The 24,786-nt window shown below is 67.9% G+C and carries 22 protein-coding genes, 2 tRNA genes and 3 pseudogenes; 7 read left to right on the top strand and 20 right to left on the bottom strand.

What is annotated here, in order from left to right; all coding sequences use genetic code 11:
• The first annotated feature begins 63 nt into the window (after positions 1 to 63).
• Positions 64 to 1,182 (top strand): THUMP domain-containing class I SAM-dependent RNA methyltransferase, encoded by a 1,119-nt coding sequence (locus ACN0RJ_RS15195; protein WP_417724792.1) that lies wholly within the window; start codon positions 64 to 66, stop codon positions 1,180 to 1,182.
• Here ACN0RJ_RS15195 and ACN0RJ_RS15190 read toward each other — a convergent pair.
• Together ACN0RJ_RS15190 and hisA are read right to left on the bottom strand one after the other, a co-directional pair.
• On the bottom strand, positions 1,179 to 1,679 hold the full coding sequence (locus ACN0RJ_RS15190; RefSeq protein WP_417719664.1) for a DUF2867 domain-containing protein: 501 nt from the start codon (positions 1,677 to 1,679) through the stop codon (positions 1,179 to 1,181). The two genes, ACN0RJ_RS15195 and ACN0RJ_RS15190, sit on opposite strands and share 4 nt — an antisense overlap.
• Before the next feature lie 63 nt (positions 1,680 to 1,742).
• The gene (gene hisA, locus ACN0RJ_RS15185; RefSeq protein WP_417724791.1) at positions 1,743 to 2,465 is read right to left on the bottom strand and encodes a 1-(5-phosphoribosyl)-5-[(5-phosphoribosylamino)methylideneamino]imidazole-4-carboxamide isomerase; all 723 of its coding nucleotides are present in this window, start codon (positions 2,463 to 2,465) and stop codon (positions 1,743 to 1,745) included.
• Positions 2,466 to 2,602: 137 nt separating this feature from the next.
• Here hisA and ACN0RJ_RS15180 point away from each other — a divergent pair, with 137 nt between their 5' ends.
• Entirely contained in the window at positions 2,603 to 2,998 is a 396-nt protein-coding gene (locus ACN0RJ_RS15180) for a DUF2147 domain-containing protein (protein WP_417719662.1), read from the top strand.
• Positions 2,999 to 3,067: 69 nt separating this feature from the next.
• Here the strand turns inward: ACN0RJ_RS15180 and hisH are convergent, their stop codons facing one another.
• Together hisH and hisB are read right to left on the bottom strand one after the other, a co-directional pair.
• Positions 3,068 to 3,703 (bottom strand): imidazole glycerol phosphate synthase subunit HisH, encoded by a 636-nt coding sequence (gene hisH, locus ACN0RJ_RS15175; protein WP_417724790.1) that lies wholly within the window; start codon positions 3,701 to 3,703, stop codon positions 3,068 to 3,070.
• Between the two features lie 168 nt (positions 3,704 to 3,871).
• Positions 3,872 to 4,459: an imidazoleglycerol-phosphate dehydratase HisB gene (gene hisB, locus ACN0RJ_RS15170; RefSeq protein ID WP_417719660.1), complete on the bottom strand. Its 588-nt coding sequence runs from the start codon at positions 4,457 to 4,459 to the stop codon at positions 3,872 to 3,874.
• 123 nt (positions 4,460 to 4,582) lie between these two features.
• On the opposite strand from hisB, the gene ACN0RJ_RS15165 reads away from it, so the two are divergent.
• Positions 4,583 to 4,822 carry an Lrp/AsnC family transcriptional regulator gene (locus ACN0RJ_RS15165; protein ID WP_417724789.1) on the top strand — a complete coding sequence of 80 codons (240 nt, stop codon included), beginning with the start codon at positions 4,583 to 4,585 and terminating at the stop codon, positions 4,820 to 4,822.
• Positions 4,822 to 5,160: a hypothetical protein gene (locus ACN0RJ_RS15160; RefSeq protein WP_417719658.1), complete on the top strand. Its 339-nt coding sequence runs from the start codon at positions 4,822 to 4,824 to the stop codon at positions 5,158 to 5,160. Before ACN0RJ_RS15165 ends, ACN0RJ_RS15160 begins: the two co-directional genes overlap by 1 nt.
• Before the next feature lie 76 nt (positions 5,161 to 5,236).
• Here the strand turns inward: ACN0RJ_RS15160 and ACN0RJ_RS15155 are convergent.
• The 10 genes and pseudogenes from ACN0RJ_RS15155 to ACN0RJ_RS15110 all read right to left on the bottom strand — a co-directional run.
• A tRNA-Gly gene (locus ACN0RJ_RS15155) sits at positions 5,237 to 5,311 on the bottom strand.
• A 206-nt stretch (positions 5,312 to 5,517) separates the two neighbouring features.
• Positions 5,518 to 5,591 (bottom strand) — tRNA-Gly (locus ACN0RJ_RS15150).
• Between the two features lie 362 nt (positions 5,592 to 5,953).
• Positions 5,954 to 6,325 carry a rhodanese-like domain-containing protein gene (locus ACN0RJ_RS15145; protein WP_417724788.1) on the bottom strand — a complete coding sequence of 124 codons (372 nt, stop codon included), beginning with the start codon at positions 6,323 to 6,325 and terminating at the stop codon, positions 5,954 to 5,956.
• Positions 6,326 to 6,577: 252 nt separating this feature from the next.
• A pseudogene (locus ACN0RJ_RS15140) lies at positions 6,578 to 7,014 on the bottom strand (choice-of-anchor E domain-containing protein).
• A gap of 555 nt (positions 7,015 to 7,569) precedes the next feature.
• Positions 7,570 to 7,911, bottom strand: a complete 342-nt coding sequence (locus tag ACN0RJ_RS15135; protein WP_417724787.1) for a hypothetical protein — start codon at positions 7,909 to 7,911, stop codon at positions 7,570 to 7,572.
• Positions 7,806 to 8,210 (bottom strand): hypothetical protein, encoded by a 405-nt coding sequence (locus ACN0RJ_RS15130; protein WP_417724786.1) that lies wholly within the window; start codon positions 8,208 to 8,210, stop codon positions 7,806 to 7,808. The genes ACN0RJ_RS15135 and ACN0RJ_RS15130 overlap by 106 nt, the downstream gene beginning before the upstream one ends.
• A gap of 1,182 nt (positions 8,211 to 9,392) precedes the next feature.
• Positions 9,393 to 9,581, bottom strand: coding sequence for a hypothetical protein (locus ACN0RJ_RS15125; protein ID WP_417724900.1), 189 nt, complete (start codon positions 9,579 to 9,581; stop codon positions 9,393 to 9,395).
• A 193-nt stretch (positions 9,582 to 9,774) separates the two neighbouring features.
• A pseudogene (locus ACN0RJ_RS15120) lies at positions 9,775 to 10,279 on the bottom strand (pyruvate carboxylase); the annotation flags it as partial.
• Positions 10,219 to 10,425 carry a hypothetical protein gene (locus tag ACN0RJ_RS15115; protein WP_417724899.1) on the bottom strand — a complete coding sequence of 69 codons (207 nt, stop codon included), beginning with the start codon at positions 10,423 to 10,425 and terminating at the stop codon, positions 10,219 to 10,221. The gene ACN0RJ_RS15115 and the pseudogene ACN0RJ_RS15120, both read right to left, overlap by 61 nt.
• 88 nt (positions 10,426 to 10,513) lie before the next feature.
• Positions 10,514 to 10,627: pseudogene (locus tag ACN0RJ_RS15110) on the bottom strand (biotin carboxylase N-terminal domain-containing protein); the annotation flags it as partial.
• Positions 10,628 to 10,972: 345 nt separating this feature from the next.
• Between ACN0RJ_RS15110 and ACN0RJ_RS15105 the strand changes: the two are divergent.
• The gene (locus tag ACN0RJ_RS15105) at positions 10,973 to 13,333 is read left to right on the top strand and encodes an ATP-dependent helicase (protein ID WP_417719655.1); all 2,361 of its coding nucleotides are present in this window, start codon (positions 10,973 to 10,975) and stop codon (positions 13,331 to 13,333) included.
• Between the two features lie 433 nt (positions 13,334 to 13,766).
• On the opposite strand, the gene htpX is transcribed toward ACN0RJ_RS15105, so the two are convergent.
• Positions 13,767 to 14,687: a zinc metalloprotease HtpX gene (htpX, locus tag ACN0RJ_RS15100; RefSeq protein WP_417724785.1), complete on the bottom strand. Its 921-nt coding sequence runs from the start codon at positions 14,685 to 14,687 to the stop codon at positions 13,767 to 13,769.
• A 94-nt stretch (positions 14,688 to 14,781) separates the two neighbouring features.
• Positions 14,782 to 17,715 carry a hypothetical protein gene (locus tag ACN0RJ_RS15095; RefSeq protein ID WP_417724784.1) on the bottom strand — a complete coding sequence of 978 codons (2,934 nt, stop codon included), beginning with the start codon at positions 17,713 to 17,715 and terminating at the stop codon, positions 14,782 to 14,784.
• A 167-nt stretch (positions 17,716 to 17,882) separates the two neighbouring features.
• Between ACN0RJ_RS15095 and ACN0RJ_RS15090 the strand changes: the two genes are divergently transcribed.
• Positions 17,883 to 18,584 (top strand): SIMPL domain-containing protein, encoded by a 702-nt coding sequence (locus tag ACN0RJ_RS15090; protein ID WP_417724783.1) that lies wholly within the window; start codon positions 17,883 to 17,885, stop codon positions 18,582 to 18,584.
• A 45-nt stretch (positions 18,585 to 18,629) separates the two neighbouring features.
• On the opposite strand, the gene ACN0RJ_RS15085 is transcribed toward ACN0RJ_RS15090, so the two are convergent.
• Both ACN0RJ_RS15085 and ACN0RJ_RS15080 read right to left on the bottom strand, forming a co-directional pair.
• Positions 18,630 to 19,331, bottom strand: coding sequence for a PEP-CTERM sorting domain-containing protein (locus tag ACN0RJ_RS15085; RefSeq protein ID WP_417724782.1), 702 nt, complete (start codon positions 19,329 to 19,331; stop codon positions 18,630 to 18,632).
• Positions 19,332 to 19,512: 181 nt separating this feature from the next.
• The gene (locus ACN0RJ_RS15080) at positions 19,513 to 20,790 is read right to left on the bottom strand and encodes an O-acetylhomoserine aminocarboxypropyltransferase/cysteine synthase family protein (RefSeq protein ID WP_417724898.1); all 1,278 of its coding nucleotides are present in this window, start codon (positions 20,788 to 20,790) and stop codon (positions 19,513 to 19,515) included.
• A 162-nt stretch (positions 20,791 to 20,952) separates the two neighbouring features.
• Between ACN0RJ_RS15080 and ACN0RJ_RS15075 the strand changes: the two genes are divergently transcribed.
• Positions 20,953 to 21,510, top strand: coding sequence for a hypothetical protein (locus tag ACN0RJ_RS15075; RefSeq protein WP_417719649.1), 558 nt, complete (start codon positions 20,953 to 20,955; stop codon positions 21,508 to 21,510).
• A gap of 94 nt (positions 21,511 to 21,604) precedes the next feature.
• Here ACN0RJ_RS15075 and ACN0RJ_RS15070 read toward each other — a convergent pair whose 3' ends face one another.
• Together ACN0RJ_RS15070 and ACN0RJ_RS15065 are read right to left on the bottom strand one after the other, a co-directional pair.
• Complete coding sequence (locus ACN0RJ_RS15070; protein ID WP_417724781.1) at positions 21,605 to 22,762, bottom strand: exo-alpha-sialidase; 1,158 nt, start codon at positions 22,760 to 22,762, stop codon at positions 21,605 to 21,607.
• Between the two features lie 119 nt (positions 22,763 to 22,881).
• Positions 22,882 to 24,765: a glycosyltransferase family 2 protein gene (locus tag ACN0RJ_RS15065; RefSeq protein WP_417724780.1), complete on the bottom strand. Its 1,884-nt coding sequence runs from the start codon at positions 24,763 to 24,765 to the stop codon at positions 22,882 to 22,884.
• Between the last annotated feature and the right edge of the window lie 21 nt (positions 24,766 to 24,786).

Raw genomic sequence — 24,786 nt, 5'->3', positions numbered from 1 at the left:
GCGTTGCGGGGCGGGGCCACGCAGCCTCTCGCCCGCCTGCAGGAAAGTCTGTATGCGGGGCGCATGAACAGCGAGACACCGACCGACATGGAAATTTTCCTGGCCTGCGCGCCGGGGCTGGAGCCCGTTCTGGCCGAAGAGGCACGCGATGCGGGCTTTGCCGCGCCGCGCGCCGTGCCGGGGGGCGTCACCACGCGCGGCGACTGGCCCGAGGTCTGGCGCGCGAACCTCGTGCTGCGGGGGCCGTCGCGCGTGCTGGTGCGGATCGGCGGCTTTCCGGCGGTGCACCTGTCGCAGCTCGACAAGAGCAGCCGCAAGTTCGACTGGGGCGCGGTGCTGCGCCCGGAACTGCCGGTCAAGGTCGAGGCCAATTGCATCAAGTCGAAGATCTACCACGAGGGCGCCGCGCAGGAGCGCGTGGCGCGCGCGATTTCCGAGGAACTGGGCGCGCCGATCGGCGAGGGCGGCGTGCGGCTGATGGTGCGGATCGAATCGAACCTCGTGACCTTCAGCCTCGATACCTCGGGCGTGCTGCTGCACAAGCGCGGTCACAAGCAGGCGGTGGGCAAGGCGCCGATGCGCGAAACGCTGGCGGCGCTGTTCCTTCGCCAATGCGGTTATACCGGCACCGAAACGGTGCTCGACCCCATGTGCGGCTCGGGCACCTTCGTCATCGAGGCGGCCGAGATCGCGTCGGGCCTCGCGCCGGGACGGTCCCGCGGCTTTGCCTTCGAAACGCTGGCCTCGTTCGATCCCGCCGCCTGGGAGGCGATGAAGGCCGCGCATTCCGGCCGCGCCAGCGATCTGCGCTTTTTCGGGTTCGACCGCGACCAGGGGGTGATTCCGATGGCCCGCGCCAACGCGGAGCGCGCTGGTGTCACGCAGCTCACCACCTTCGACTGCCGCGCCATGGCACAGCTCGAACGGCCGGACGGCGCGCCGGGGCTGGTCATGGTCAACCCGCCCTACGGCGGGCGGATCGGGCAGAAATCCCCGCTGTTCGGCCTTTATACCGCGATGGGAGAGGTTTTCCGCACCCGGTTCCGGGGCTGGCGCGTGGGCATCGTCACCTCGGAGCCGGGGCTGGCCAAGGCGATGCGGCTGCCGTTCCTGCCGGCCAGCGCGCCGGTCGAGCATGGCGGGCTGAAGATCCGGCTCTACCGGACCGAGGCGCTGCGCTAGAGGCTGTCCGCAGGCGGGTGATGGCGCGCGATGCGGCGCAGGGCGTCGCGCGTGATGAGCCCGTGCACCGGCAGGACGGCCCGCAGGTAGGCCCGCCCGAAGGTGGTCTTGGGGTGGACCCAGGTCGCCATGTGGACCCGTCCGTCCCGGCACAGGATCGAGATGCGGAAATCGAGATGGCTGTCGTCGGTGCCGATGACCCGCTCTTCAGCGGTCCAGAAGGTCGTCGGGAACAGCGGGCCTGCTTCGCCCGTCCGCCCGGTCCTGAGCCCGAGCGGCCCCACCAGCCGGTTGCGCAGGCTCATCGCCGCGTTGACCCATTCCGGCGTGTCGAGCCCGGTGCCCACGGCGTCGTCCGGCGTCGCGCGGGAGGCCACCGAATATCCGTCGATGAAATCCCCCGCACGGATGTAGCGCCAGAGGCGGGACTCCTCGGGGTGACGCTCGCGTCTGATGCGGGGGCGTGCGGAACAGGGGGGGCAGAAATCGAACGGCATCGGCTTCGTCCTTCATCCGGAGATGGACGGGAGGGTGGCCCCGGTTGCCGCCGGGGTCAAGCCTCAGCCGCGCAGCGTCTCCAGCGCCTCGCGCAGGTCGAGCGCGCCGTCGTAGAGCGCCCGGCCCGAGATCGCGCCGTTGAGCGCGGCACCGCAGTCGCGCAGCGCCCGCAGATCCTTGAGCGAGGAAACCCCACCGGAAGCGATCACAGGGATGGTCACGGCGCGGGCCATGGCGGCGGTGTATTCCACGTTCGGGCCCATCATCGCGCCGTCGCGGTTGATGTCGGTGTAGATGATCGCGGCGACTCCGGCATCCTCGTAGCTTTTCGCAAGCTCCACGGCGTCGACATCGGTGACCTCTGCCCAGCCCTTGGTCGCCACGCGGCCGTCGCGGGCGTCGATGCCCACGGCGATCCGGCCGGGGAAGGCGGCGGCGGCCTCGCGCACCAGCGCGGGGTCTTCGACCGCGACCGTTCCGAGGATCACGCGCGCCAGCCCCTTGGAGAGCCAGCCCTCGATGGTGGCCATGTCGCGGATGCCGCCGCCGAGCTGGGCCGGGGTGCGGGTCTGGGACAGGATCGCCTCGACCGCGGCGCCGTTAACCGGCTCGCCCGCGAAGGCGCCGTTCAGGTCCACGAGATGCAGCCACTCGCACCCGGCCGCGACGAATTCCAGCGCCTGCGCGGCGGGATCGTCATTGAAGACGGTGGCCTTGTCCATGTCGCCGCGGAGAAGCCGGACGGCCTTGCCGTCCTTGAGGTCGATGGCTGGGTAGAGGATCATGTCTTGTACTGCTCGCTTTGAATCGCGGGCTTTTCCCATGACGCAACGTCCGATGCAACGGACCTCACGTCAGTGTTGAACGCAACCGGGTCCGCGGACCAGATTTTCCGCAGGTTGCTCAACGGGAGGAAAGAGCGATGAGACGGTTTGTCACGCTGGCCGCGACGGTTCTGGGATTGATGGGAGCGGCGGGAACGGCCCTGGCCGACCCGCTGGAGGGGCTCTGGAAGACCGAGGCGGATGACGGCTACTATGCCCATATCCAGATGGCGCCCTGCGGGGCGAAGCTCTGCGGCAAGATTGCCAGAAGCTTCGATGCCGAGGGCGAGGTGCGCTCGCCCAATACCGGCAAGACGCTGGTGATCGACATGGTGCCGCAGGGCGGGGGCAGATACGACGGCAAGGTCTGGCGCCCGTCGAACGACAAGATCTACATCGGGAAGATGACGCTCAAGGGCGACAGTCTCGTGCTCAAGGGCTGCGTGGCGGGCGGGTTGCTCTGCTCCGGCCAGACCTGGACGCGCCTTCGCTGAGGCGGCGCGTTCAGGGGAGGGGCTGGCAGGCACCGGCCCCTCCGTCCCGTAGCGGGCGCGGGCCCCGGGTCACGGGCGCCAGCGCAGGAAGTTCGCGATCATGCGAAGCCCGGTCGCGGCGCTTTTCTCGGGGTGGAACTGGAAGCCGAGCATGGTGTCCCGCCCGACGATGGCGGTGACGTCGCTGCCGTAATCCGCATGGGCCAGCCGCTGGGCGGGGTCGGTCATGCGCATCTGGTAGGAATGCACGAAATAGACGTGGTCGCCGGTCGCGACGCCGTCGAGCACCGGGTGCGGGCGGTCGATGGCAAGATCGTTCCAGCCCATGTGCGGCACCTTGAACGAGGGATCGGCGGGGAGGATCTTTTCCACCTCGCCGTCGATCCAGCCGAGGCCCTCGGTTTCGGAATATTCGTGGCCCTTGCGCGCCATGAGCTGCATGCCGACGCAGATGCCGAGAAAGGGGCGGCCCCTGTCCCGGACGGTCCTGACCATCGCCTCGAAACAGCCCGACCGGCGCAGGGCACCGGCACAGGCCGGAAAGGCGCCGTCGCCGGGCAGCACGATCCGGTCGGCGCGGGCGACGACATCGGGGTCGTCGGTGACGGCAATGTCGCCCGCCCCGGTCTCCTGCGCCATGCGCTGAAAGGCCTTCTGGGCAGAGTGCAGGTTGCCGGATTCGTAGTCGATGATCGCGGTGAGCATGGCGCGTGTTTCAGCGGAAAACCCCGCCGGGTCAAGAGGCGCGCACACCCCGCGCCGCGCGCAGGATGGCGTGCTTTCCTGTTTCAACCCCCGCGCCTTCGTGGCGTTGGCCTCCGCGCCCGGATCGACGCGGCGCCGGTGGAGAGGCGCTCGGCGCGAACGCGGGTCTCAGAGAGCGCCCTTGGTCGAGGGAATCGCATCCCCCTTGCGCGGGTCGGCTTCGACCGCCTCGCGCAGGGCGCGGGCGACGGCCTTGAACGCCGCTTCGGCGACGTGGTGCGCATTCAGCCCGTGCAGGGCGTCGACATGCAGGGTGATGCCGCCATGGGTCGACAGCGCCTGGAAGAACTCCCGCACCAGTTCGGTGTCGAAGCTGCCGATCTTGTCGACGCCGAAGCCCACGTTCCAGATCAGGTAGGGGCGGGCCGAGAGGTCCAGCGCCGCGCGCACCAGGGCGTCGTCCATCGGCAGCAGGCAGGCGCCGTAACGGCGGATGCCGCGCTTGTCCCCGAGCGCCTGCGTCAGCGCCTGACCCAGCGCGATCCCGGTATCCTCGACCGTGTGGTGGTCGTCGATGTGGTAGTCGCCCTTGGCGCGGATCGTCATGTCGATCAGCGAATGCCGCGAAAGCTGGTCCAGCATGTGATCGAAGAACCCGACGCCGGTGTTGTTGTCGTAGCGGCCGGAGCCGTCGAGGTCGATCGTCACCTCGATTTCGGTCTCGGCGGTCTGGCGGCGGATCGTGGCCTGGCGCATTCGGGCTCTCCTTGTTGTCGCGGCGTTATAGGCGGGGGCGGGGCGCCCGCCAAGCCCGCCCCGCTCGGCGCTTGTGCCGCCGTGGCGTCTGTGCCAGCCTGCCGGGAAAATGAGGCACTTCCCATGACCACATGTGTTTTCGTCCAGATCCGCTGCAAGCCCGGTACGACCTATCGCGTCGCCGAGGAGATCGCGCTGAAGGAGATCCATTCGGAACTCTATTCGACGTCGGGGGAATGGGATCTGCTGGTCAAGCTCTACGTGCCCGACGGCGCCGACATCGGCCATTACATCAACGAACAGCTTCTGGACGTGACGGGGATGGAGCGGTCGCTGACCACGCTCACCTTCAAGGCATTCTGATGCGTCTCGCGCCGCTCCTGCTGTCGCTGGTGCTGGCCGGGCAGGCCGCAGGGGCCGAACCGCGCCGCGTCTACGCGGGCGAGGAGACGCGGGCGCTGAAATGCGCCTGGGTGATCTCGATGACGGCGGCGGCGCTGGAGCAGGCGGCGATGATCTCGACCCGGGATCTCGAGGTGTCGATGGCGATCTCGGTGCGCATTCTTCAGGTACACGTGACGGGCAGCCACGCGCAGAAGATGCAGGCGCTGCGCCAGGTCGGCGCGCGCCGGGATCTGAAGACGACGATGGAGGAATTCCGTCGCGAGGGCAGATCCTGCCTCAGGCGCTTCCCGGTCTGATCCCCGCATTCTGATCCCAGCATCGCGGAGCGGCCGACGGGGTTGTCGGCCTTGTCACATCTCATGTCCGGAAAATTGGAGCGGGCGAGGCGATTCGAACGCCCGACCCTAACCTTGGCAAGGTTATGCTCTACCCCTGAGCTACGCCCGCTCACTGACGTGGCGCATCCATTACGATGGGGGCGGCGGGGTGCAAGCGGAAAATTCCGGCCCGGCGCGCGGCGGCGGATTTCGCGGGACACGGCGCGGAAAGCGGAGATCCGATGGCGCGAATGGCAAGGCCGCCCGAAGGCGACCCCCTGAATATCCGTGTCTGCCGGGGTGGATGATGAGACATCATCGGCAGTTCGGTCCAATTGGAGCGGGCGAGGCGATCGAACGCCCGACCCTAACCTTGGCAAGGTTATGCTCTACCCCTGAGCTACGCCCGCATACCACTTGGGTTCCGGCGATTTAGTGCCTCGCGCGGGAGGCTGCAAGAGAAATTCGCCGTCTTTGCGCAAAATTTTCTCCGCGCGGGGTTGGCCCTTGTGGCAGGGGACCGGACCCTCTGGCTTCGGCGGGAGGGCGCCCGACGCTGGGATGTTGCGGTGAATGGACCGGCCGTCCGGCCCCAACGCCATGCCATGCCCCTGATGACAGGGCGTTTTCCCTGTCTTGCGGATCGCGGGTCGCGGTGGTGCGTCATGAAGGGGTGCCTTCGGCACGCCGGTTCTGTCGTGGGCGACCTTGCCGCCGCCCGCGCCTCGGGCCGGCCTGACGCGCGGTTCCGGGGCGGGCGCCCGTGGCGCGATCAGTCCTTCGCCGGTACAGGCTCGACCGGACCGCCCTGGTTCACCCAGTCGGTGAAGCCGTCGCGCAGGTGGGAGGCCGCGAAGCCCATGTCCTGCAGCGTCGCGACCGTGAGGGCCGACCGCCAGCCCGAGGCGCAGTGGAAGACATAGCGTTTGCCGGGCTGGGCGAAGACGGGCTTGTGGTAGGGCTGTCGGGGTCGACCCAGAATTCGATCATCCGCGCGGGGCGTGAACGGAGCCGGAATCGCGCCGCTGCGCTGGCGTTCCCGGATGTCGCGGATGTCGACGATCACCACGTCCGGGTCGTCGATCAGGGCGATGGCTTCTTCGGTCGAGAGTTCGCAGATGCGCGCGCGTGCCGTGGCGACCATCTGCGCGGCGGTGAGGTGAGTTCGGTCACGGGGCCTCCTGTCGGATTGTTCGGTCCCGACAGTGAACGGGCGCGGGACCATGTCCACCGCGCCCGCTGCCGAAGCTGTCCGTCGTCGTTTCAGGCCGCCTTGCGCCGCCGCCGCAGCAGACCCAGCCGCCGAGCGCGACCGCGAGCAGCGGCCCTGCCGGAAGCGGGACGGAGGAGGTCGGCGTGTAATCGTAGGCCACCGTGGCCAGGCCCGAGCCCTGCGTCAGGAACTGGGTGATGATGTTGCCGGGCCGCTGCCGGAGGAGGTGCCCACCGCCGACAGGGTCATGTCGATGGTGCCGGTGCCGATGAACGCCGCGAGGTTCGAGGTCAGCGTGCCGGTGCCGGTGGAGAAATTGGTCAGCCCCGAGTAGCTGTTCCCCGAGGTTCCGCCGAAGTCCGGGGCGTTGTCATAGGAGGTCGCTGCGAAGGTCACGGTCGCGATCGGCGAAACGGTCACGGAAAGCGACGTCGCGAGGAATGCCGCGGTGATATTGGCCGAGGAATTCAGCGTGATGGTGCTGGGGCGGCATCCAGGCTTTCCGCGTTGGCATTGCCGAGCACGGTTCCGGTCAGCGTCAGGGTCACGCTGTTGAGCGTTCCCAGGGATGAATCGAACTGGGTGATCCCGAAGGTGTTCGACCAGTTGGTCGTCGCCATGGCGCTGCTCTGGGAATAGGTCTCGGTGAGCGCGTGGCGGAGCCGGCGGCGAGCAGCATGGCTGCGACCGCCGAAGTCAATATCTTCATCTTGCTCTTCCTCAAACATTAAAGAATTTTTTATTCGTTTACGCTTGGTGAGGGATCGCACAAGAAAAACGTTTCCGTACAAGCGATAATAGCCTGCATATTGCTTTATTCGTGACCGCCGGTCGCCATGTGCAATCGAAGGGCGTATCTTTCTCCCTCCGATTGCATGTTTTTGGTGTTATTGTAGTGACGAGGAGGTCCTGCGTCGATCTGTGCGCCGGGGAGGATGTGGACGGCTTTCACGGTTGCGTCGCGGTCTGCGTGGAGGCCGGTTTCCATCTTCATGGCTTCGATGGTGAGAGGAGGTCGCCTTGCTTGACCTGCGCGCCGGGGGTGACGACGACGGAGGCGACGACGCCGGGCATGGGGCGCCGATGTGGTCGGGGTTGCCGGTCTCGGCCTTGGGCGTGCGGCGGAGGAGGCCTTGGCCTTGCGGTCGGCACGCGGATCGTCCGGGGCTGGCCGTTCAGCTCGAAGAAGACGCGGACCTCGCCGTCGTCCTGGTTTCGCCCACGGCGATCAGGCGGATCTCCATGATCTTGCCGGGGTCGATCTCGGCCGAGATCTCCTTGCCCGGTTCCATCCCGTAGAAGTAGGTCAGGGTCGGCAGCACGCGCACCGGGCCGTAGTCCTCGTGGCGGGCCATGTAGTCGGTGAAGACCTTGGGATACATCAGGTATCCGTTGAGATCCTCGTCGTCGATCACCGCATCCTCGAAGGTCGCCTGAAGCTCGGCTTTGGTGGCGGCGAGATCGACGGGGAAGGTGCTTGCCGGGGCGCTCGGCATTGGGCTTTCGCCCTTGAGCACCTTCCTGACGATGCCGGCGGGGAAGCCGCCCGGCGGCTGGCCGGGTTGCCGCGCATCATGTCGATGACCAATCCGGAAGCTGACATCGCTTTCGGGTCCTCGACCTGGGCGCGGGTGAGGTTCTGGGACACCATCATCAGCGCCATGTCGCCCACCACCTTCGAGGAGGGCGTGACCTTGACGATGTCGCCGAACATCATGTTGACGTCGGCATAGGTCTTGGCGACCTCGTGCCAGCGCTCCTCGAGGCCGAGGCTGCGGGCCTGGGCCTTGAGGTTGGTGAACTGGCCGCCGGGCATCTCGTGGAGATAGACCTCGGAGGCCGGGCCTGCATGCCGGATCAAAGGCCGCGTACTGGCCGCGCACCGCCTCCCAGTAGTTGGAGGTCTCGCGGATCACATCCACATCAAGGCCGGTGTCGCGCCCGGTGTGGCGCAGCGCCTCGACCACCGACCCCAGCGTGGGCTGCGAGGTGTTGCCCGGAGCGCGTCCATCGCCGCATCCACCGCATCGACGCCCGCGCGCAGGCCTCCATGATGGTGGCGATGGCGGCGCCCGAGGTGTCGTGGGTGTGGAAGTGGATCGGCAGCCCGACCTCCTGCTTCAGCGCGTCGACCAGCGCGAAGGCGGCGGAGGTTTCAGCAGGCCCGCCATGTCCTTGAGACCCAGAACATGGGCGCCGGCGGCCTTCAGCTCCTTGCCCATGGCGACGTAGTACTTGAGATCGTACTTGGCGCGGGCCGGGTCGAGGATGTCGCCGGTGTAGCAGACCGTGCCTTCGCAGATCTTGCCGCTTTCGAGCACCGCATCCATGGCGACGCGCATGTTCTCGACCCAGTTGAGGCTGTCGAAGACGCGGAAGACATCGACGCCGGACCTGGCGGCCTGCGCCACGAAGCTCTGCACGACGTTGTCGGGGTAGTTGGTGTAGCCGACGCCGTTCGAGGCGCGCAGCAGCATCTGCGTCATGATGTTGGGCATCTTGGCGCGGATGTCGCGCAGGCGCTGCCAGGGGCATTCCTGCAAAAGCGGTAGGCCACGTCGAAGGTCGCGCCGCCCCAGCATTCGACCGAGAACAGGTCGGCGAGGTTGGTCGCGTAGCTTGGCGCGACCTTGATCGCTGTCGATCGACCGCATCCGGGTGGCCAGCAGCGACTGGTGGCCGTCGCGCATGGTGGTGTCGGTGATCAGCAGCTTCTTCTGCGCCAGCATCCAGTCGGCGACGGCCTGCGGCCCCTGTTCGTCGAGCAGGGTGGGTGCCCGGCGGCGGCGTGTCGAGCCGCTGGGCCGGGGCCCTGGCGGGCTTGAGGTCGGGATGCGGCCGGGGGCGGCCTCGACCTCGGGATGGCCGTTCACGGTGATGTCGGCGATATAGGTCAGCACCTTGGTGCCGCGATCCCGGCGCTTCTTGAAGTCGAAGAGTTCGGGCGTCGTGTCGATGAACTTGGTGCTGTACTGGTTGGTCAGGAAGACCGGGTGTTTCAGCAGGTTGATGACGAAGTCGATGTTGGTGGAGACACCCGGATGCGGAACTCGCGCAGCGCGCGGTCCATCCGCTTGATCGCCTTTTCCGGGGTCGGGCCTTGGCCGTGACCTTGACCAGCAGGATCGTAGAACCGGGTGATGACGCCGCCGGCATAGGCGGTGCCGCCGTCGAGCCGGATGCCCATGCCGGTGGCCGAGCGGTAGGCGGTGATGCGGCCGTAATGGGGATGAAGTTGTTGGTCGGGTCCTCGGTGGTGATCCGGTCTGCAGCGCGTGGCCGGTCAGCCGGATGTCGTACTGGCTGGCCTTGCCGGTCGCCTCCGAGAGCGACTTGCCCTCGGCGATCATGATCTGGGCCTGCACGATGTCGATGCCGGTCACCTCCTCGGTGACGGTGTGTTCGACCTGCACGCGGGGTTCACCTCGATGAAGTAGAACTTGCCCGTCTCCATATCCATCAGGAATTCGACGGTGCCGGCGCATTCGTAGTTCACATGGGCGCAGATCTTGCGGCCCAGTTCGCAGATCTCCTCGCGCTGCGCCTCGCTGAGATACGGCGCGGGGGCGCGTTCGACGACCTTCTGGTTGCGCCGCTGCACCGAGCAGTCGCGCTCGTAGAGGTGGTAGATGTTGCCCATCTTGTCGCCGAGGATCTGCACTCGACGTGGCGGGCGCGCAGGATCATCTTCTCGAGATAGCCCTCGCCGTTGCCGAAGGCGGCCTCGGCCTCGCGGCGCCCTTCGAGCACCTTTTCCTTCAGCTCCTTCGGCCCCTCGATCGGCCGCATCCCGCGTCCGCCGCCGCCCCAGGAGGCCTTGAGCATCAGCGGATAGCCGATCTCTCCGCCTCCCGGCGATGGCCTTCCAGTCGTTGCCCAGAACCTCGGTCGCGGAATGACCGGCACGCCCGCCGCGACGGCGACCTTGCGGGCGCTGGCCTTGTCGCCGAGCGCGCATGGTCTCGGCCGGGGCCGATGAAGGCGATGCCGGCCGCGACGCAGGCATCGACGAAATCGGGGTTCTCCGACAGCAGCCCGTAGCCGGGTGGATCGCATCCGCCCCGAAGCCTTGGCCACGCGGATGATCTCGGGAATGCTCAGATAGGCCGCCACAGGACCCAGACCCTCACCGATCCGGTAGGCCTCGTCCGCCTTGAAACGGTGCAGCCCGAGCTTGTCCTCCTCGGCAAAGACGGCAACCGTCTTCTTCCCCATCTCGTTCGCCGCCCGCATGATCCGAATGGCAATCTCGCCACGGTTCGCTATCAGAATCTTCTGGAATTCGGGCATCTCTCTAAGGTCCTCCGTCTGGGCGCAAAGTCGCTCCGGGGACTTCGCCTGGAGGAATGAACGCCATGCCGCGCTGCGGCGCAAGAGGGGGTTTGCATATTTGGCAATCATTCTTTCCGGGTTTGCAAATTTTCCGGGCATCTTCGGATGGCCTGCCTCGACCGTTCGCAATTCCTTGTCGGGGGTTTCCGGGGACCGGCGGGCAGGGGCGCGGCGCGCGCCCGCCCGTGATGAGAACATCCTGAGAACACGCTTTCCCTTGCGCCGCAGGGCCTGTATATCTGCCCCATGAGCAGTTTCGACGACATGGACGCCTTCGAGGGCGCATCGCTTTCGGCGCGCGCCATGGCCGCGCGCCCCGCCCCTTATCTGGACGATCTGAACCCCGCGCAGCGCGAGGCGGTGGAGCGGCTGGACGGTCCGGTCCTGATGCTGGCCGGTGCCGGCACGGGCAAGACCAAGGCGCTGACCTCGCGCATCGCGCATCTTCTGACCACCGGCAAGGCCCGCCCGAACGAGATTCTCTCGGTGACCTTCACCAACAAGGCCGCGCGCGAGATGAAGCTGCGGGTGAGCCGGCTGCTCGGGCAGGCGGTGGAGGGGATGCCCTGGCTCGGCACCTTCCATTCGATCTGCGTGAAGCTGCTGCGCCGCCATGCCGAACTGGTGGGGCTTAAGTCGAATTTCACCATCCTCGACACCGACGACCAGGTGCGGCTGATCAAGCAGCTCGTCCTTGCCAACAACATCGACGAAAAGCGCTGGCCGGCGCGCATGATGGCCGGCCTCATCGACGGCTGGAAGAACCGCGCGCTGACGCCGGAAAAGGTCCCCGCGTCCGAGGCCTCGGCCTTCAACCACCGCGGGACGGAGATCTACGCCCAGTACCAGACCCGCCTGCGCGAGCTGAACGCGGTGGATTTCGGCGACCTGCTGCTGCATGTCGTGGTGATCTTCCAGAAGCATCCGGACGTGCTCGAACAATACCAGCGCTGGTTCCGCTACATCCTGGTGGACGAGTATCAGGATACCAACGTCGCCCAGTATCTCTGGCTGCGGCTGCTGGCGCAGGGGCACCGCAACATCTGCTGCGTGGGTGACGACGACCAGTCGATCTACGGCTGGCGCGGCGCCGAAGTGGGCAACATCCTGCGGTTCGAAAAGGATTTTCCCGGCGCACATGTGGTCCGGCTCGAACAGAACTACCGCTCCACGCCGCATATCCTCGCCGCCGCCTCCGGGGTGATCCGGGGCAACGAAAGCCGGCTCGGCAAGGAACTCTGGACCGAGGCGGAGGAGGGCGAGAAGGTCCGCCTCATCGGTCACTGGGACGGCGAGGAGGAGGCCCGCTGGATCGGCGAGGAGGTCGAGGCGCTGCAGAAGGGCACCCGCGGCATGCATGCCTTTTCGCTCGACGACATGGCGATCCTCGTGCGCGCCAGCCACCAGATGCGCGCCTTCGAGGACCGCTTTCTGACCATCGGTCTGCCCTATCGTGTGATCGGCGGCCCGCGCTTCTACGAACGGCTCGAGATCCGCGATGCCATGGCCTATTTCCGGCTGGTGGTCTCGCCCGAGGACGATCTTGCCTTCGAGCGGATCGTGAACACCCCCAAGCGCGGCCTCGGCGACAAGGCGCAGCAGATCATCCAGCAGACCGCGCGGGAATTCGGTGTCTCGCTGGTCGAAGGCGCGCGCATCGCGGTCGAGGAGGAGCGGATCAAGGGCAAGGGCGGCGGTCAGCTCGGCGCGCTGGTCAAGGATCTGGCCCGGTGGGGCCGCCTGACCGGCGACAAGGACATGACCCACATGGAGCTGGCCGAGATCATCCTCGACGAGAGCGGCTACACGACCATGTGGCAGAACGACAAGACGCCCGAGGCACCCGGTCGGCTGGAGAACCTCAAGGAACTGGTGAAGGCGCTGGAGCAGTTCGAGAACCTGCAGGGCTTTCTCGAACACGTCGCGCTCATCATGGACAACGAGACGGAAGAGGCAGGCGCCAAGGTGTCGATCATGACGCTGCACGCCGCCAAGGGGCTGGAGTTTCCCGCCGTCTTTCTGCCGGGATGGGAGGACGGGCTTTTCCCCTCGCAACGCTCGATGGACGAAAGCGGTCTCAAGGGCCTGGAGGAGGAGCGCCGCCTTGCCTATGTCGGCATCACCCGCGCGGAGGAGGTCTGCACCATCTCCTTCGCGGGCAACCGGCGGGTGTTCGGGCAGTGGCAATCCTCGCTGCCCTCGCGCTTCATCGACGAACTGCCCGAGGCGCATGTGGAGGTGCTGACGCCGCCCGGCCTCTACGGCGGCGGCTACGGCGCGGCGGCGGCCTATGGCGGCGGATCGGGGATCGAGGCGCGCGCGGCAGAGGCGAACGTCTACAATTCGCCGGGATGGAAACGGCTTCAGGAGCGATCCTCGCAACGGCCCGTCTCGCAGCCCCGTGAATCGCGCAACACGGTGATCGACCTCGAAGCGGTGAGCGCCTGGACCACCGGGGACCGGGTGTTCCACCAGAAGTTCGGCTATGGCGAAATCATCGCGATCGAGGGTGACAAGCTGGAGATCGCCTTTGAAAAGGCCGGGACGAAGAAGGTCGTCGCGCGATTCGTCATGGCGGCCGAAGATGCCGGCGACGTGCCGTTCTGAGCCGGGCAGCGGTCGAAACTGCGCGGTATGTCCCCGCCGCGACCCGTTCGGGGGCAAAGCGGGCAAATTACGGCTGATATTTCAGCACAACATGCGTGACGCGGCGTAAAATCGTGATAAGGTCACCGGATATTCGGGGGTGACGCTTTTGCGACTCAGCAATCGCCGCTTCCGTCAGACAGAGTTTCTCGAGGAGTGATTGCGCCTCTTTGCTACTGCCGAGAGGCCGGAGAGTGGAGCCCGAGCCGCCGGCGTCACGATCACGCTCTTCCGTCATAACGAGTGGGACGACACGATGCGGGGAAACCCGCGATCCTGCTCCCGCCCGCAGCCCCTGAGGAGAGGGGCGACGGCCCGAACGTCAGAGGAGGTGTTCGGGCCGTCTCTAATTCCACCGAAACCCCACCGACATCGCTTTGCCCGCCGCAGGGCGTCAGCTCCACGGTCCCGACCGGTCCTTGTGTCCGGTGCGCGGGATGCTCGACCGCGACGGCTCTGCCCGCCGCGCCGGCGCGGCACGTCCGCCCGGTGCCATGGCGCGCAGGGCGGCGATGCGGTTCTCGGTCGCCGGGTGCGTCGCGAAAAGGCTGTCGCGCTTGTGGGCGTGCAGCGGGTTGATGATGAACATATGCGCCGAGGCGGGGTTGCGTTCGGCGGCATCGTTGTCGATCCGGGCCGCGCCCTCCTGGATGCGGGCCAGCGCCGAGGCGAGCCACAGCGGCTGGCCGCAGATCTCGGCCCCGGCCTTGTCAGCGGCATATTCGCGGGTGCGGCTGATCGCCATCTGCACCAGCGCCGCTGCCATCGGGGCGAGGAACATCATGGCGAGCGAGCCGACGAGGCCGAGCCGCTCGCGGCTGCCGCCGAAGAAGAGCGCGAAGTTGGCCAGCATCGAGATCGCCCCGGCAAAGGTTGCCGTGACGGTCATGATCGCGGTGTCATGGTTGCGGATATGGGCAAGCTCGTGCGCGACCACCCCCGCCAGTTCCTCGCGCGAGAGGACGCGCATGAGCCCGGTGGTGACCGCCACGGCGGCATTCTTCGGGTTGCGCCCGGTGGCGAAGGCGTTCGGCTGCGGCGTGTCGATCAGGTAGACGGCGGGCATCGGCAGGTCGGCATTGCGTGCCAGCTCGGCGACAAGGGCGTTCAGCCCGAACCGATCCCCCTGCGGCAGCGGTTGCGCGTTGTGCATCCGCAGCACCATCTTGTCGGAGTTCCACCAGGTGAAGACGTTCATGCCGCCCGCGACCACCAGCGCGATCAGCGCGCCGCCGGACCCGCCCAGCAAATAGCCGATGCCCATGAACAGCGCAGTCATCGCTGCCATCAGCATCGCTGTCTTGACGTATCCCATGACGAACCCTCCTGGCGGACCGCTCCGGCGGTCGATCAAGAGATAGGAACGGAAGCGCGCGCTGCAAGGCAGCGTGGTGCGATGGCGGCGCGGGTCAGCCGCGCGGCATCTTCAGGACGATGCTGCGGCCGCCCTTGGAATATTGCAGCTCGGTTTCCCCGATGGCCGCGACGCGTCCGCCGTCGACCCGATCGCCGACCTGGACCTTCTGATACCGCCCGGACGGGAGCCTCAGAAGCGCGCGGCGGCTCGATGCCTTGCCGTAGATGCCGATCAGGCTGACCTGGCGCAGGTTGATCTGGTTCTTGGTGGTGGCAGAGCGCGCGACACTCGCCGTCTGCGGCACCTTGGGGCCCGGCTGGACGCGGATCGGCCCGGCGGAGGCGGTCCGCACCTCTTCGGCAGGGGCCTCGGTTTCGGCCCGGCGGACGAGCGCGCTCATGTTGCCGGGGCGTGTGTTGGGCGTGAGCGAGCGGACCACCGCCTGCGCGGTGGCGTCGATCTCCGGCTCTTCGGGAAGGTCGGCTTCGCGGGCTTCGGCGACCGCATCGGCCACCTCGTCCTGGATTTCCTCGACCTGCGCGGCCGAGGCCTGTTCCTGCGCGCTCGGCGGGCGCAGCTGCGGCCGCTTCGCCGCCAGTTCCGCCACCGAATTGCCGCGCAGCGTCACCCGTTCGGTCTGTTCGACCAGGTCGCCGGGGCGGGCTTCGGGGCGGCTGTCGCGCAGCGTTTCGGGGGCGCCGGGCGCGGGGGCCGCGGTGTCGCCGGTGCCGGTCGCGCCGCCAGTCTCGGGTGCCGCGTCGGGGGCGGCCTCGACCGGGTCGCGCTGCGGCGGGGTCTGCGGGGGACGGCCGGTGAACACGCGGATACCGTCGGGCGAGATCGCACCCTCGGGCGTGGCGCGGACCAGCCCGCGCTCGTCCAGGTCGAAGCGGTCGAAGGGACCGGGCGGCAGCAGGACGGGCAGCAGGGTGACATCGCCGCGCGGCGCGCTGAAATCGGGCAGGGCGATCGCGTCGAGCTGGCGCACGGACGGGTCGATGGAGGCGACATAGATGTCGTCGGTGCCGGTCTGCGGCGGCTCGAGCGGGGCCGAGGGCGCGCGCTGCCAGATGCCGGTGGCGGCATAGGTCGCCTCGGCGGCTTCGGGCGACAGCGCCACGCGCGGCACGGGCGAGGTCAGCGCCTCCGGTGCGTTTTCTGCGTCGCTGGTCACGCCGGGCGTTTCGAGCGAGGCCAGTTCGGTATCCTCGGATTCCTCCTCCTCGGCCGTCATCTGCTGCGGCTCGGGATCGGGGGCCGGCAATGCCTCTGCGGGAAGGGCGGCGAAATCGGTTTCGGTTTCGGCCGGCGGGGCAAAGAAGCGCGACAGGCCGGTGTCGAGGAAGACCGAGGCCCAGGCCGCCACACCGGCCAGGAAGACCAGCAGGACCAGCGTGAGCATCAGGCCCAGGAACCGCGGTTTGCCGCCGATCTGGTCGTTGCCGCGCGCGCCGAAAACGGTCATGCGGCGGCGCTCTTCATCGGCATCCACGGCCACGGCGGCGCTTGCCGCCTCTGCCGGGGGTCGGGGGGCGTCGTTCGTCCTGATCGGAGCGGCGACGCGCTTGCCGCGGGCCTTGGGCTCCGGTGTCGGGGCGGCGGCGGCGGCGGCGGGGGCTTCGGGCTCTGGCTCGGCCGTCTTGCGAGGGGCGCGACGCAGCAGCGCGGCGACGGATTTCGCAGGGGGGGCGGGCAGCTCTTCCGTGATCACGGGCGCGGCGGCGGCCTGCGCGGCCCCGCCCTTGTCCCTGGTCCGGCGGCGGGAAAAGAACCCCTCTGTGCCGGGTGCGGCGGCGGGGGCTTCGGCGGCGGCGGGGGTCGGCGGGTCGAGCGTGATGGCGGGCGCGCCCGTGCCTTCGGGCGCGCGCGGCGCATCGAGGCGCGGCGCGGCGGGACCGGCGCCGCCGGGGCGGGGCACATCGCGGGTCGCGCGGATCGAGGTGAAGCTGATCGGTGCCGACTCGTCCGTCGGCGCGACGGAGCGCAGCGTTCGCCCGCCGGAGCGGGGCGGTGGTATGTCGTCCGCCGCACCTGGCGCCAGCGCGGCGACGCTGTCAGGGCGGGCGGCGGGAGGCGGTGTCACGTCGAGGCGGCTCGCCGGAAAAAGCGGTTTGTTCTCCGCCGGCTCCGTCGTGGCGGCGGGCGGCGTGGCGGGGACGCGCGGGCGCAGCGGGGCGAATTCGATCTCGGCCGGGTTCGACGGATCGTGGCGGGTGCGGAACACCGGCACCAGTTCGTCCTTCGGATCCTCGTCGGCGTCTTCGTGGGGGTCTGCTTCGGCGGCCTCATCATCAGCGTCGGGCGCTTCCGGAACGGCTCTTGCGATGACGGGGGCCGGTTCGGGCAGGGCGGCGGGCCATTCGGGTGCCGGAGCCTCGGCCTCTGCTGCGTCTTCGGGTTGCTGCGGTTCCTCCGGGGCGTCCGCATCCACGATGGCCTCCGGCGCGGTCTCCGGTTCGGGCACGATGCGCACCGGGTCCGCCGGGCGCAGCGGCACGGGGCCGGTCCAGGACGGGGCGGGCCCGAAAAAGACATCGCCCGAAAAGCTGTCGGCGGGGGGGAGGGCGGCGAAGCTGACCGGCACGAACCCCTGCGCCGCGACGAAACTGCCCGCCTCGTCCAGCGTCTCGCGGGCGACGGCGGCGATGCAGAGGCGGCTGTCGATCAGCGACCAGTCGATGACGAGATCGTTGACCGCGTAGGGTGTCATCCCTTCCAGCGCGGTGCGCGCGGTTCGGGCGCGGGTGTCGTAATCGCCGCCCGGGTCGGGAAGATCGAGGTAGCGGATCTGTTCGTTGGGCAGCAGGAGCATGATCTCCGCCCCGTCCGGCCCATGCGCCAGCGCCGTCTCGCGAAGCCGCCGAAGCGCCCCGTCGAGATCGTCGGAATCCAGGGCCACGGTCTCGGACCGGACCCAGCCCGACGACACCCGTCGCAACAGGGCGATGCCGTCGAACGAAAGGGAAAGCGCGAAATTCGGTACCATGCGCGGTCTCTATCACTGCTCGGGCGGCGATGGGAGTCCCGGAGCCGCGGGCCTTCACCCTACAGCAGGAGTTTGCTCAGGGAAAGAAGCTGGCAGCGCGGGGCCTTGCAGCTTGCCGCCGTAGGGAGGATTGTCATGCGAAATCGAACGAACCACAGGAGCACGCGATGCGTCGCCTTACCCGGATTGCCACCCCCGTGGCCCTGACCCTCGGACTGGTCCTGGCCGTCCCGGCCCTGGCCCAGCAGGCCGAAGCGCCGCGCCTCACGGTGACGGGCGAGGGCAGCGCCAGCGCGGTGCCCGACATGGCCACGATCACCCTCGGGGTGACCGCGCAGGACAAGGACGCAGGGGCCGCGATGGATTCGGCCTCCGAAGTGGCGGGAGCGATTCTCGCCCGGCTCGACGGGCTCGGGATCGCGGCGCGGGACCGGCAGACCTCGGACCTGTCGCTGCAGCCGATCTGGAGCCAGTACGACAACGGCAAGGGTCAGGAGATAACCGGCTACGAGGCGTCGAACCGCCTGACGGTCCGGGTGCGCAACCTCAGCCAGCTCGGCGATGTGCTGGCGGCGGTGCTCGACGACGGCGCGAACCGCCTGTCGGGGCTGACCTTCGGGCTGCAGGAACCGGACCCGGTGCAGAACGACGCGCGCCGCGACGCGGTGGCGGATGCGATGGACCGGGCCAAGGTGCTGGCCGAGGCGGCGGGCGTGACGCTCGGCCCGCTCCTGTCGATCTCGGAATCCGGCGGTGGTTACGCGCCGCAGCCGATGATGGAGATGGCGCGGATGTCCGCCGTGCCCGTGGCGGCCGGGGAATCCGTCATCAACGCGCAGGTGACGATGGTCTTTTCGCTGGGCGAATGACACGGGGCCGTGCGGGGGCGGTCCCCGCACGGCGCCGATGTGTCCTCAGGCGCGGGCCCGGCGGCGCCGCGCGGCGGCGCCCATCAGGGCGAACCCGCCGAGCAGCAGCGGCAGGGTGGCCGGCAACGGCACGGTCGAGGTCTGGACCGCGGTGATCGCATCCCCCGTCAGGTAGTTGATCGCATTGGAGAAGAGCTGAATGTCGTTCGCATCGGCGAGCGCGCCGTAGACGTTCCAGCCGAAGTAGATGTTGTCATCGTCCACCGCGAAGGTGTTGCTGTAGGTGTTCCCTTCGTGAACGATCTCTGCAAGGCCCGGAATGCTGGTGGCATATCCGATGAAGTCGGAGGCGCCGTAGTCGTTGGCATGGAACCCGCGCGACGACCAGCTGGCATCGACATAGCTGAGCAGCGCGGAGGGTCCGGTCACGTTCACGGTGATCGCGGAGCCGTCCGGAATGCTGACGTAGCTGTCGCTGATGTTTCCGTCGCCCCAGTCCCCGACCTGGATATAGGGGATGAGCGCATTGCGCGAGACACTGTGGCCGGAAACGGAAATCGCGATGTCGACAGCGGCCGAATAGGTGGTCGTGTAGGTGTGACCGAGCGCCGTGAGCGTTTCGAAAAGCGCGTCGCGCTCTCCGGCAAAGCCGGCACTCGACCCCACGAGAACGGTTGCCGCCTGCGCGGCGCATCCGCCCATCGCAATGGCGGCGCCGAGGGCCAGTCCCGAAATCGCAAATTTCATGTTCTCAAATCCCGATTGGTATCTTCACGAAAACGTTATTGCAGAACATGCCGGGGCCGCAAGACATTTCCGCGCGCGGTCCGCATCGCGCGGTGGGGTGGTATCGACATATGGGTGCCGGAATCGTTCGGTTTTTCGCGGTGGCGGCAGGGGAGCCCGTGCAGCCCCCGCCGCCGTTCCGTCAGCCCGCCTTGGTCAACGCCTGGTCGAGATCGGCCATGAGATCTTCGGGATCTTCGATACCGATGGAGATCCGCACCACGTTCGGCGCTGCCCCTGCGGCGATCTGCTGTTCCTCGGACAACTGCCGGTGCGTGGTCGAGGCCGAGTGGATCACGAGGCTGCGCGTGTCGCCGAGGTTGGCGACATGGCTGAAGATTTCCAGCGAATCCACGAACTTCATGCAGGCCTCGTAGCCGCCCTTGAGCGCCACGGTGAACAGCCCGCCCGCGCCGTTGGGGCAGATCCGCGACACCCGGTCGTTGTAGGGCGAGGAGGTCAGGCCGGCATAGGTCACATGGTCGACTGCAGGATGGTTCTCCAGCCAGGAGGCGACCCGCGTGGCGTTCTCCACGTGCTTCTGCATCCGCAGCGACAGAGTCTCGATCCCGAGCAGCGTGTAATGCGCCGCCTGCGGGTTCAGCGTCATCCCGAGGTCGCGCAGGCCGATGGCGATGGAGTGGAAGGTGAAGGCGAGGGGGCCGAAGGTCTCGTGGAACTTCAGCCCGTGATAGGCGGGCTCCGGCGCCGAGAGAGACGGGAACTTGTCCGAGGCAGACCAGTCGAACCTGCCCGAATCCACCACGCAGCCGCCGGTGACGGTGCCGTTGCCGGTCAGGTACTTGGTCATCGAATGCACCACCAGCGTCGCGCCGTGCTCGATGGGTTTGCAGAGGTACGGGGTGGCCGAGGTGTTGTCGACGATCAGCGGAATGCCTGCCTTGTCGGTGATCGCGGAGATCGCGTCGAGGTCGGTGATGTAGCCGCCGGGGTTGGCGATGCTCTCGCAGAAGACGGCGCGGGTGTTCTCGTCGATGGCGGCTTCGACGGCGCCGGTGTCGTCGAAATCGACAAAGGTCGCGGACCAGCCGAAGCGCTTGATCGTCTGGCTGAACTGGGTGATCGTCCCGCCGTAAAGCCTTGTCGAGGCGACGATATTCTTGCCGGGCCCCATCAGCGGGAACAGCGCCATGATCTGCGCCGCATGACCGGAGGAGCAGCAGACCGCCCCGGCGCCGCCTTCCAGCGTCGCCACCCGTTCCTGCAGCGCGGCCACGGTCGGATTGGTCAGGCGGGAATAGATGTAGCCCACCTCCTGCAGGTTGAAGAGGGCGGCCGCGTGATCCGCGTCGCGGAAGACATAGGCGGTGGTCTGGTAGATCGGCACCTGCCGCGCGCCGGTTGCCGGATCGGGCCGGGCGCCCGCATGGATTTGCAACGTGTCGAAGCCGTGGGTCATGTGATCCTCCCGATCGTGATTTTTCATCAGGGTTACGCGAGCGGGCGGGTTGCGGCAACAGCGGGCTTCACGGATCTTGTGTTCATACTCTCAAAGTATGTTGACAGGCGGCGCGGATCATCATACTTTGACTCTATGTTGAGAGCAGTGGAGTCCACAACGATGGCAACCGAAGCAAAAACCCCCAAGGCCCCGAAATCCGACAAGAAACCGTCGCGCGCCGAGCGTCTGGCGATGGCCACCAACGTGGCGTTCAGCCTCGAACCCAAGGTCCGCGCGCGCTTTGTCGCCGAGGCGAAGGCCGAGGGCATGGAACTGGGCCACTACCTCCAGAAGGTTCTGGAAACGCACCTGCTGGACAAGGCCCCCGAGGGTGACGAACTGGCCGACCGCATCCGCGCCAAGCGCTACGTGATCGACCGCGTGGTCGCCATCGCGAAGGATCTCGACGGCAAGGGCAAGTTCGACGAGCATTTCGTGCTGACCGTGATGAAGGCCGCCGCCGCCGACACGGCGTTCATGGACAAGTACCACACCGCCATCGGCGGTGAGGGCAAGGACGGCGCCCGCGCCCAGAAGCCGCTGAACCAGCAGCTCGGCCGCCTGATCCGCAAGTCGGTCGGCGCCAAGGGCATCAAGACCGACGCGGGCCGCGTCGCCCGCGCGCAGGTCACGGGGGAAATCATCTCCTCCTACACGCTGCTGTCCAAGCTGGCCTGATCTTCGACCCGTCCGGGTCCGGATGCGCGCCTTCCCCCCGGGGGAGGCGCGTTTTCATGTCGGGCGGCGACCCGGACGATGGCGCGGGCCGGGCTCAGGCGCGATGCAGCACGTCCACGCTCAGCACCGTCGGCAGATGACGGGCGATCTCCTCCCAGTGGTCGCCCTCGTCGGCGGTGGCAAAGACCGACCCGGAATTGGTACCGAAGTAGACCCCGGCCGGCGACGCCTTGTCGGTCGCCATCGCCTGGCGCAGCACGGTGAAGAAGCACGCGCCCTGCGGCAGCCCCTCGCGGCAGGCCTCCCAGGTGTCGCCGCCATCGCGCGAGCGCCAGACCGCGGCGCTGGCATCGGGCGGATAGCGGCCCGCCATGTCGCCGTTCAGCGGCAGCGTCCAGATCGTCTGCGGGTCCGTGGGGTGCACGGCGATGGGAAAGCCGAAGGTCGAGGGCAGCCCCTCGGTCACGTCGTCCCAGCTGCGCCCGCCATCGCGGGAGCGGTGAACGCCGTGGTGGTTCTGCTGGTAGATCAGATCGGTCCCGCCCGGCGCGCGCACCATGTTGTGCACGCAATGGCCGGTTTCATGGGCGTCGCCCGCCGCGGGATGGCTGTGCTGGCAAGCCGGCGCGTTGGAGCGGCGGTTGCGCCGCTCCCAGGTCGCCCCCGCGTCCTCGGAGGCAAAGACCCCGGCGGCAGAGATTCCGACCCAGAGCTTTTCGGGCTGCGCCGGGTCGGCCAGGATGGTGTGCAGGGTCAGCCCTGCTGCGCCCGGCTGCCAACTGTCCGAGGAGGGATGATTGCTCAGCCCTTCGACCTTGTCCCAGGTTTCGCCTGCATCGGTGCTGACGAAAAGGGTCGCGGGTTTCGCCCCGGTGTAAAGCTTGTCTCCGACCTTGGCGACGGACCACAAGGCCTTGATATCCCCGGTGTATGGCGCCTCCGGCCCGGCGGAGAGACCGAGCGACTCGGCAAGGGCCGGATCGTTGGCGACCCAGGTGTCGAACTCGCCCCAAGCCAGTTTCGACAACTGCCACGTGGCGCCGCCGTCGGTGCTGCGCCAGACCCCGGCGCCCTGCCAGTCGCTGCCGCCCGCCGCCCAGATGGCGCCGGTTTCGGGATCGCCGGTCATGTGGTTGATCGGCCAGCCCTCGCAGAAGGGGCCGCGGACGGACCAGGCTTGCCCGCCGTCGGGGCGGTCGATGAGGAAGGCGCCTTTGGTGGTGCCGACGAGCAGGGTCGGGGACTGCGGCATGATGAACCTCGCACCGAAATAGGATGATATCAACCTAACATGCGGTCCGGCATGCGGCCAGTCAAGCACGGAAAGCAGGCGGATCGCTGCTCACGATCCGCCCGCCTGCGCCCGGAAGGTCAGTGGTTGTCGGTCGGAATGTCGGCGCCGGCATGATCCGGCGCGGAATGCCCGTGCATCGTCTTGTCCCAGAAGAACGGCCGGTCGAGCAGTTCGCTCACGGCCTTGTAGGCGGCGATCGTGCCCAGCGGGAAATAGAGCAGGAGCGTCGGCACCCAGGGCAACAGGCCGGGGTGCGGGCTGCGCGACACCGCCGCCGCGCCGACCAGGAGCGAGACCGCCTCGGACCCGAGAAACAGCCAGAGCAGGAGCGACATCTGCGCCTCGTTCAGCGCGGTGGCGAGAGGGTGGGGAAGCCCGAGCAGCACCAGCCAGAAGGACCAGAGCACCGGCGCCAGGAGGAAGTGAAGGATCGAGGTCAGGAACACCACCTGTACGCCGAAGAACTTCCACGGCCCGAGGTCGCGCAGCAATCCGAACGGAGAGCGCATGTGCACCGCCCAGGTGATCATGTAGCCCTTGAGCCAGCGCGATCGCTGACGGATCCAGGGCCAGAACCGGCAATTCGCCTCTTCGCGGGTGACGATGGGCACCAGTTCGGTCCGATAGCCGTAGCGCGCGAGCCGCACTCCGAGGTCGGCATCCTCGGTCACGTTGTGCGCGTCCCAGCCGCCCACCTCCTCCAGCGCCTCGCGGCGGAAGAACACCGTGGTGCCGCCCAGCGGGACCGCGAAGCCCAGCCTCGCGAGGCCGGGAAGGACGACACGGAACCAGGTGGCATATTCGATGGTGAAACAGCGCGACAGCCAGTTTGCCTTGGGATTGTAGAAATCCAGAACGCCCTGGATGCAGACCACCTCGGGCGGGGCGCGTCCGAAATGACCTGCGACGCGAAGAAGCTGGTCGGCGGCAGGCGAATCCTCGGCATCGTAGACGCCGACGATGCTGCCGCGGGCGAATCGCAGCGCGTAGTTCAGCGCGCGGGGCTTGGTGGTGATGGTGCCGGCGGGAACTTCGATCACCCGCATCCAGGGCGGCAGTCGCACGCCGCTGAGCGCGGCACGGGTCTGGCTGTCCTCCGCCTCGAGCGCGAGCAACACGTCGAGCCGGGAGCGCGGATAATCCAGACGCGACAGGCGTTTGAGCAACTCCTGCGCGATATTCTCTTCGCGGAACAGCGGCACGAGGACGGAGATGACCGGCAGCCGCACGGGGTCGGGTCCGGTCCGGGCAGGGGCGTGGCCGGCGAGCATCGCCGCCAGCTTGAGCGCCTGCGCGACCAGCAGCGTGAGCACCGCAAGCGCCGCCGCGGTGGCAAAGAAGGCGTCGGGGTGCGTGAAGAGCAGGGCGAGGGCGGCAATCGCGAAGCCGCCGCCCAGGGCCCGGCGGGCCGGGGTCATCCGGTCCATGTCCCGGCAGCTTTCGGCAGCCCGGACGCGCGTTTCGGCGGCGCGGGCAAGATCCTCGGCGTGGCGCACGGCGACCTCGGCGTGAATGTCGGATTCCAGCGCGAGCGCCATGGCCACCGGGCCGTGGCCGACCGGCAGGGAGTCGAGCAGGGCCACGAAACTTTCCGGCCGTGAGGTGGCGAGGATCAGCGTCTCGCCGATCCACATCCAGGGCAGGACCGCGTGGCGCAGGCAGAATTCCGGCGGCAGCAGCGTGGCAAGCATGGGATCGGCGGGGTGGCGCCCCCGGTCGAGACGCATCGCGCCGAAGTGCAGCGCCTGCGCGTCCAGAACCTGTTCCGGCGTGGCCAGTTCCTCGGCGATCAGGACGCGGGGAAGGTCGGCGCCGTGACGCCAGGATTCCGACAGGGCCGTCGCCGCGTCGAGCGGCGCAATGGCCCCGCTTGCCATAAGGATCGAGCCGAGCGGCTTGCCGCGAGGCAACCCGGCCTGTTCGAGCCGAGCCGTCCGGAATACGGGTAACGCACTACTCATGATCTGCTCCGGTCCTCGCGA

Source organism: Salipiger sp., assembly GCF_048261495.1.
GTDB lineage: Bacteria > Pseudomonadota > Alphaproteobacteria > Rhodobacterales > Rhodobacteraceae > Salipiger.
The sequence above is the reverse complement of the archived record's forward strand: the minus strand, read 5'-3'. Positions and strand labels throughout refer to the sequence as shown.

Bases quoted from the DNA above. Each gene is read 5' to 3' on its own strand.
- hisB (WP_417719660.1), bottom strand. From the start codon at position 4,459: ATGCGCCAGGCCACGATCCGCCGCCAGACCGCCGAGACCGAAATCGAG.
- htpX (WP_417724785.1), bottom strand. From the start codon at position 14,687: ATGGGATACGTCAAGACAGCGATGCTGATGGCAGCGATGACTGCGCTG.
- ACN0RJ_RS15160 (WP_417719658.1), top strand. From the start codon at position 4,822: ATGCGTCTCGCGCCGCTCCTGCTGTCGCTGGTGCTGGCCGGGCAGGCC.
- ACN0RJ_RS15080 (WP_417724898.1), bottom strand. From the start codon at position 20,790: ATGACCCACGGCTTCGACACGTTGCAAATCCATGCGGGCGCCCGGCCC.
- hisA (WP_417724791.1), bottom strand. From the start codon at position 2,465: ATGATCCTCTACCCAGCCATCGACCTCAAGGACGGCAAGGCCGTCCGG.
- ACN0RJ_RS15090 (WP_417724783.1), top strand. From the start codon at position 17,883: ATGCGTCGCCTTACCCGGATTGCCACCCCCGTGGCCCTGACCCTCGGA.
- ACN0RJ_RS15085 (WP_417724782.1), bottom strand. From the start codon at position 19,331: ATGAAATTTGCGATTTCGGGACTGGCCCTCGGCGCCGCCATTGCGATG.
- ACN0RJ_RS15125 (WP_417724900.1), bottom strand. From the start codon at position 9,581: ATGGGCATCCGGCTCGACGGCGGCACCGCCTATGCCGGCGGCGTCATC.
- ACN0RJ_RS15070 (WP_417724781.1), bottom strand. From the start codon at position 22,762: ATGCCGCAGTCCCCGACCCTGCTCGTCGGCACCACCAAAGGCGCCTTC.
- ACN0RJ_RS15180 (WP_417719662.1), top strand. From the start codon at position 2,603: ATGAGACGGTTTGTCACGCTGGCCGCGACGGTTCTGGGATTGATGGGA.
- ACN0RJ_RS15195 (WP_417724792.1), top strand. From the start codon at position 64: ATGAACAGCGAGACACCGACCGACATGGAAATTTTCCTGGCCTGCGCG.
- ACN0RJ_RS15130 (WP_417724786.1), bottom strand. From the start codon at position 8,210: ATGCCCGGCGGCCAGTTCACCAACCTCAAGGCCCAGGCCCGCAGCCTC.
- ACN0RJ_RS15190 (WP_417719664.1), bottom strand. From the start codon at position 1,679: ATGCCGTTCGATTTCTGCCCCCCCTGTTCCGCACGCCCCCGCATCAGA.
- ACN0RJ_RS15065 (WP_417724780.1), bottom strand. From the start codon at position 24,765: ATGAGTAGTGCGTTACCCGTATTCCGGACGGCTCGGCTCGAACAGGCC.
- ACN0RJ_RS15165 (WP_417724789.1), top strand. From the start codon at position 4,583: ATGACCACATGTGTTTTCGTCCAGATCCGCTGCAAGCCCGGTACGACC.
- ACN0RJ_RS15095 (WP_417724784.1), bottom strand. From the start codon at position 17,715: ATGGTACCGAATTTCGCGCTTTCCCTTTCGTTCGACGGCATCGCCCTG.
- ACN0RJ_RS15105 (WP_417719655.1), top strand. From the start codon at position 10,973: ATGAGCAGTTTCGACGACATGGACGCCTTCGAGGGCGCATCGCTTTCG.
- hisH (WP_417724790.1), bottom strand. From the start codon at position 3,703: ATGCTCACCGCGATCATCGACTACGAATCCGGCAACCTGCACTCTGCC.
- ACN0RJ_RS15075 (WP_417719649.1), top strand. From the start codon at position 20,953: ATGGCAACCGAAGCAAAAACCCCCAAGGCCCCGAAATCCGACAAGAAA.
- ACN0RJ_RS15145 (WP_417724788.1), bottom strand. From the start codon at position 6,325: ATGGTCGCCACGGCACGCGCGCGCATCTGCGAACTCTCGACCGAAGAA.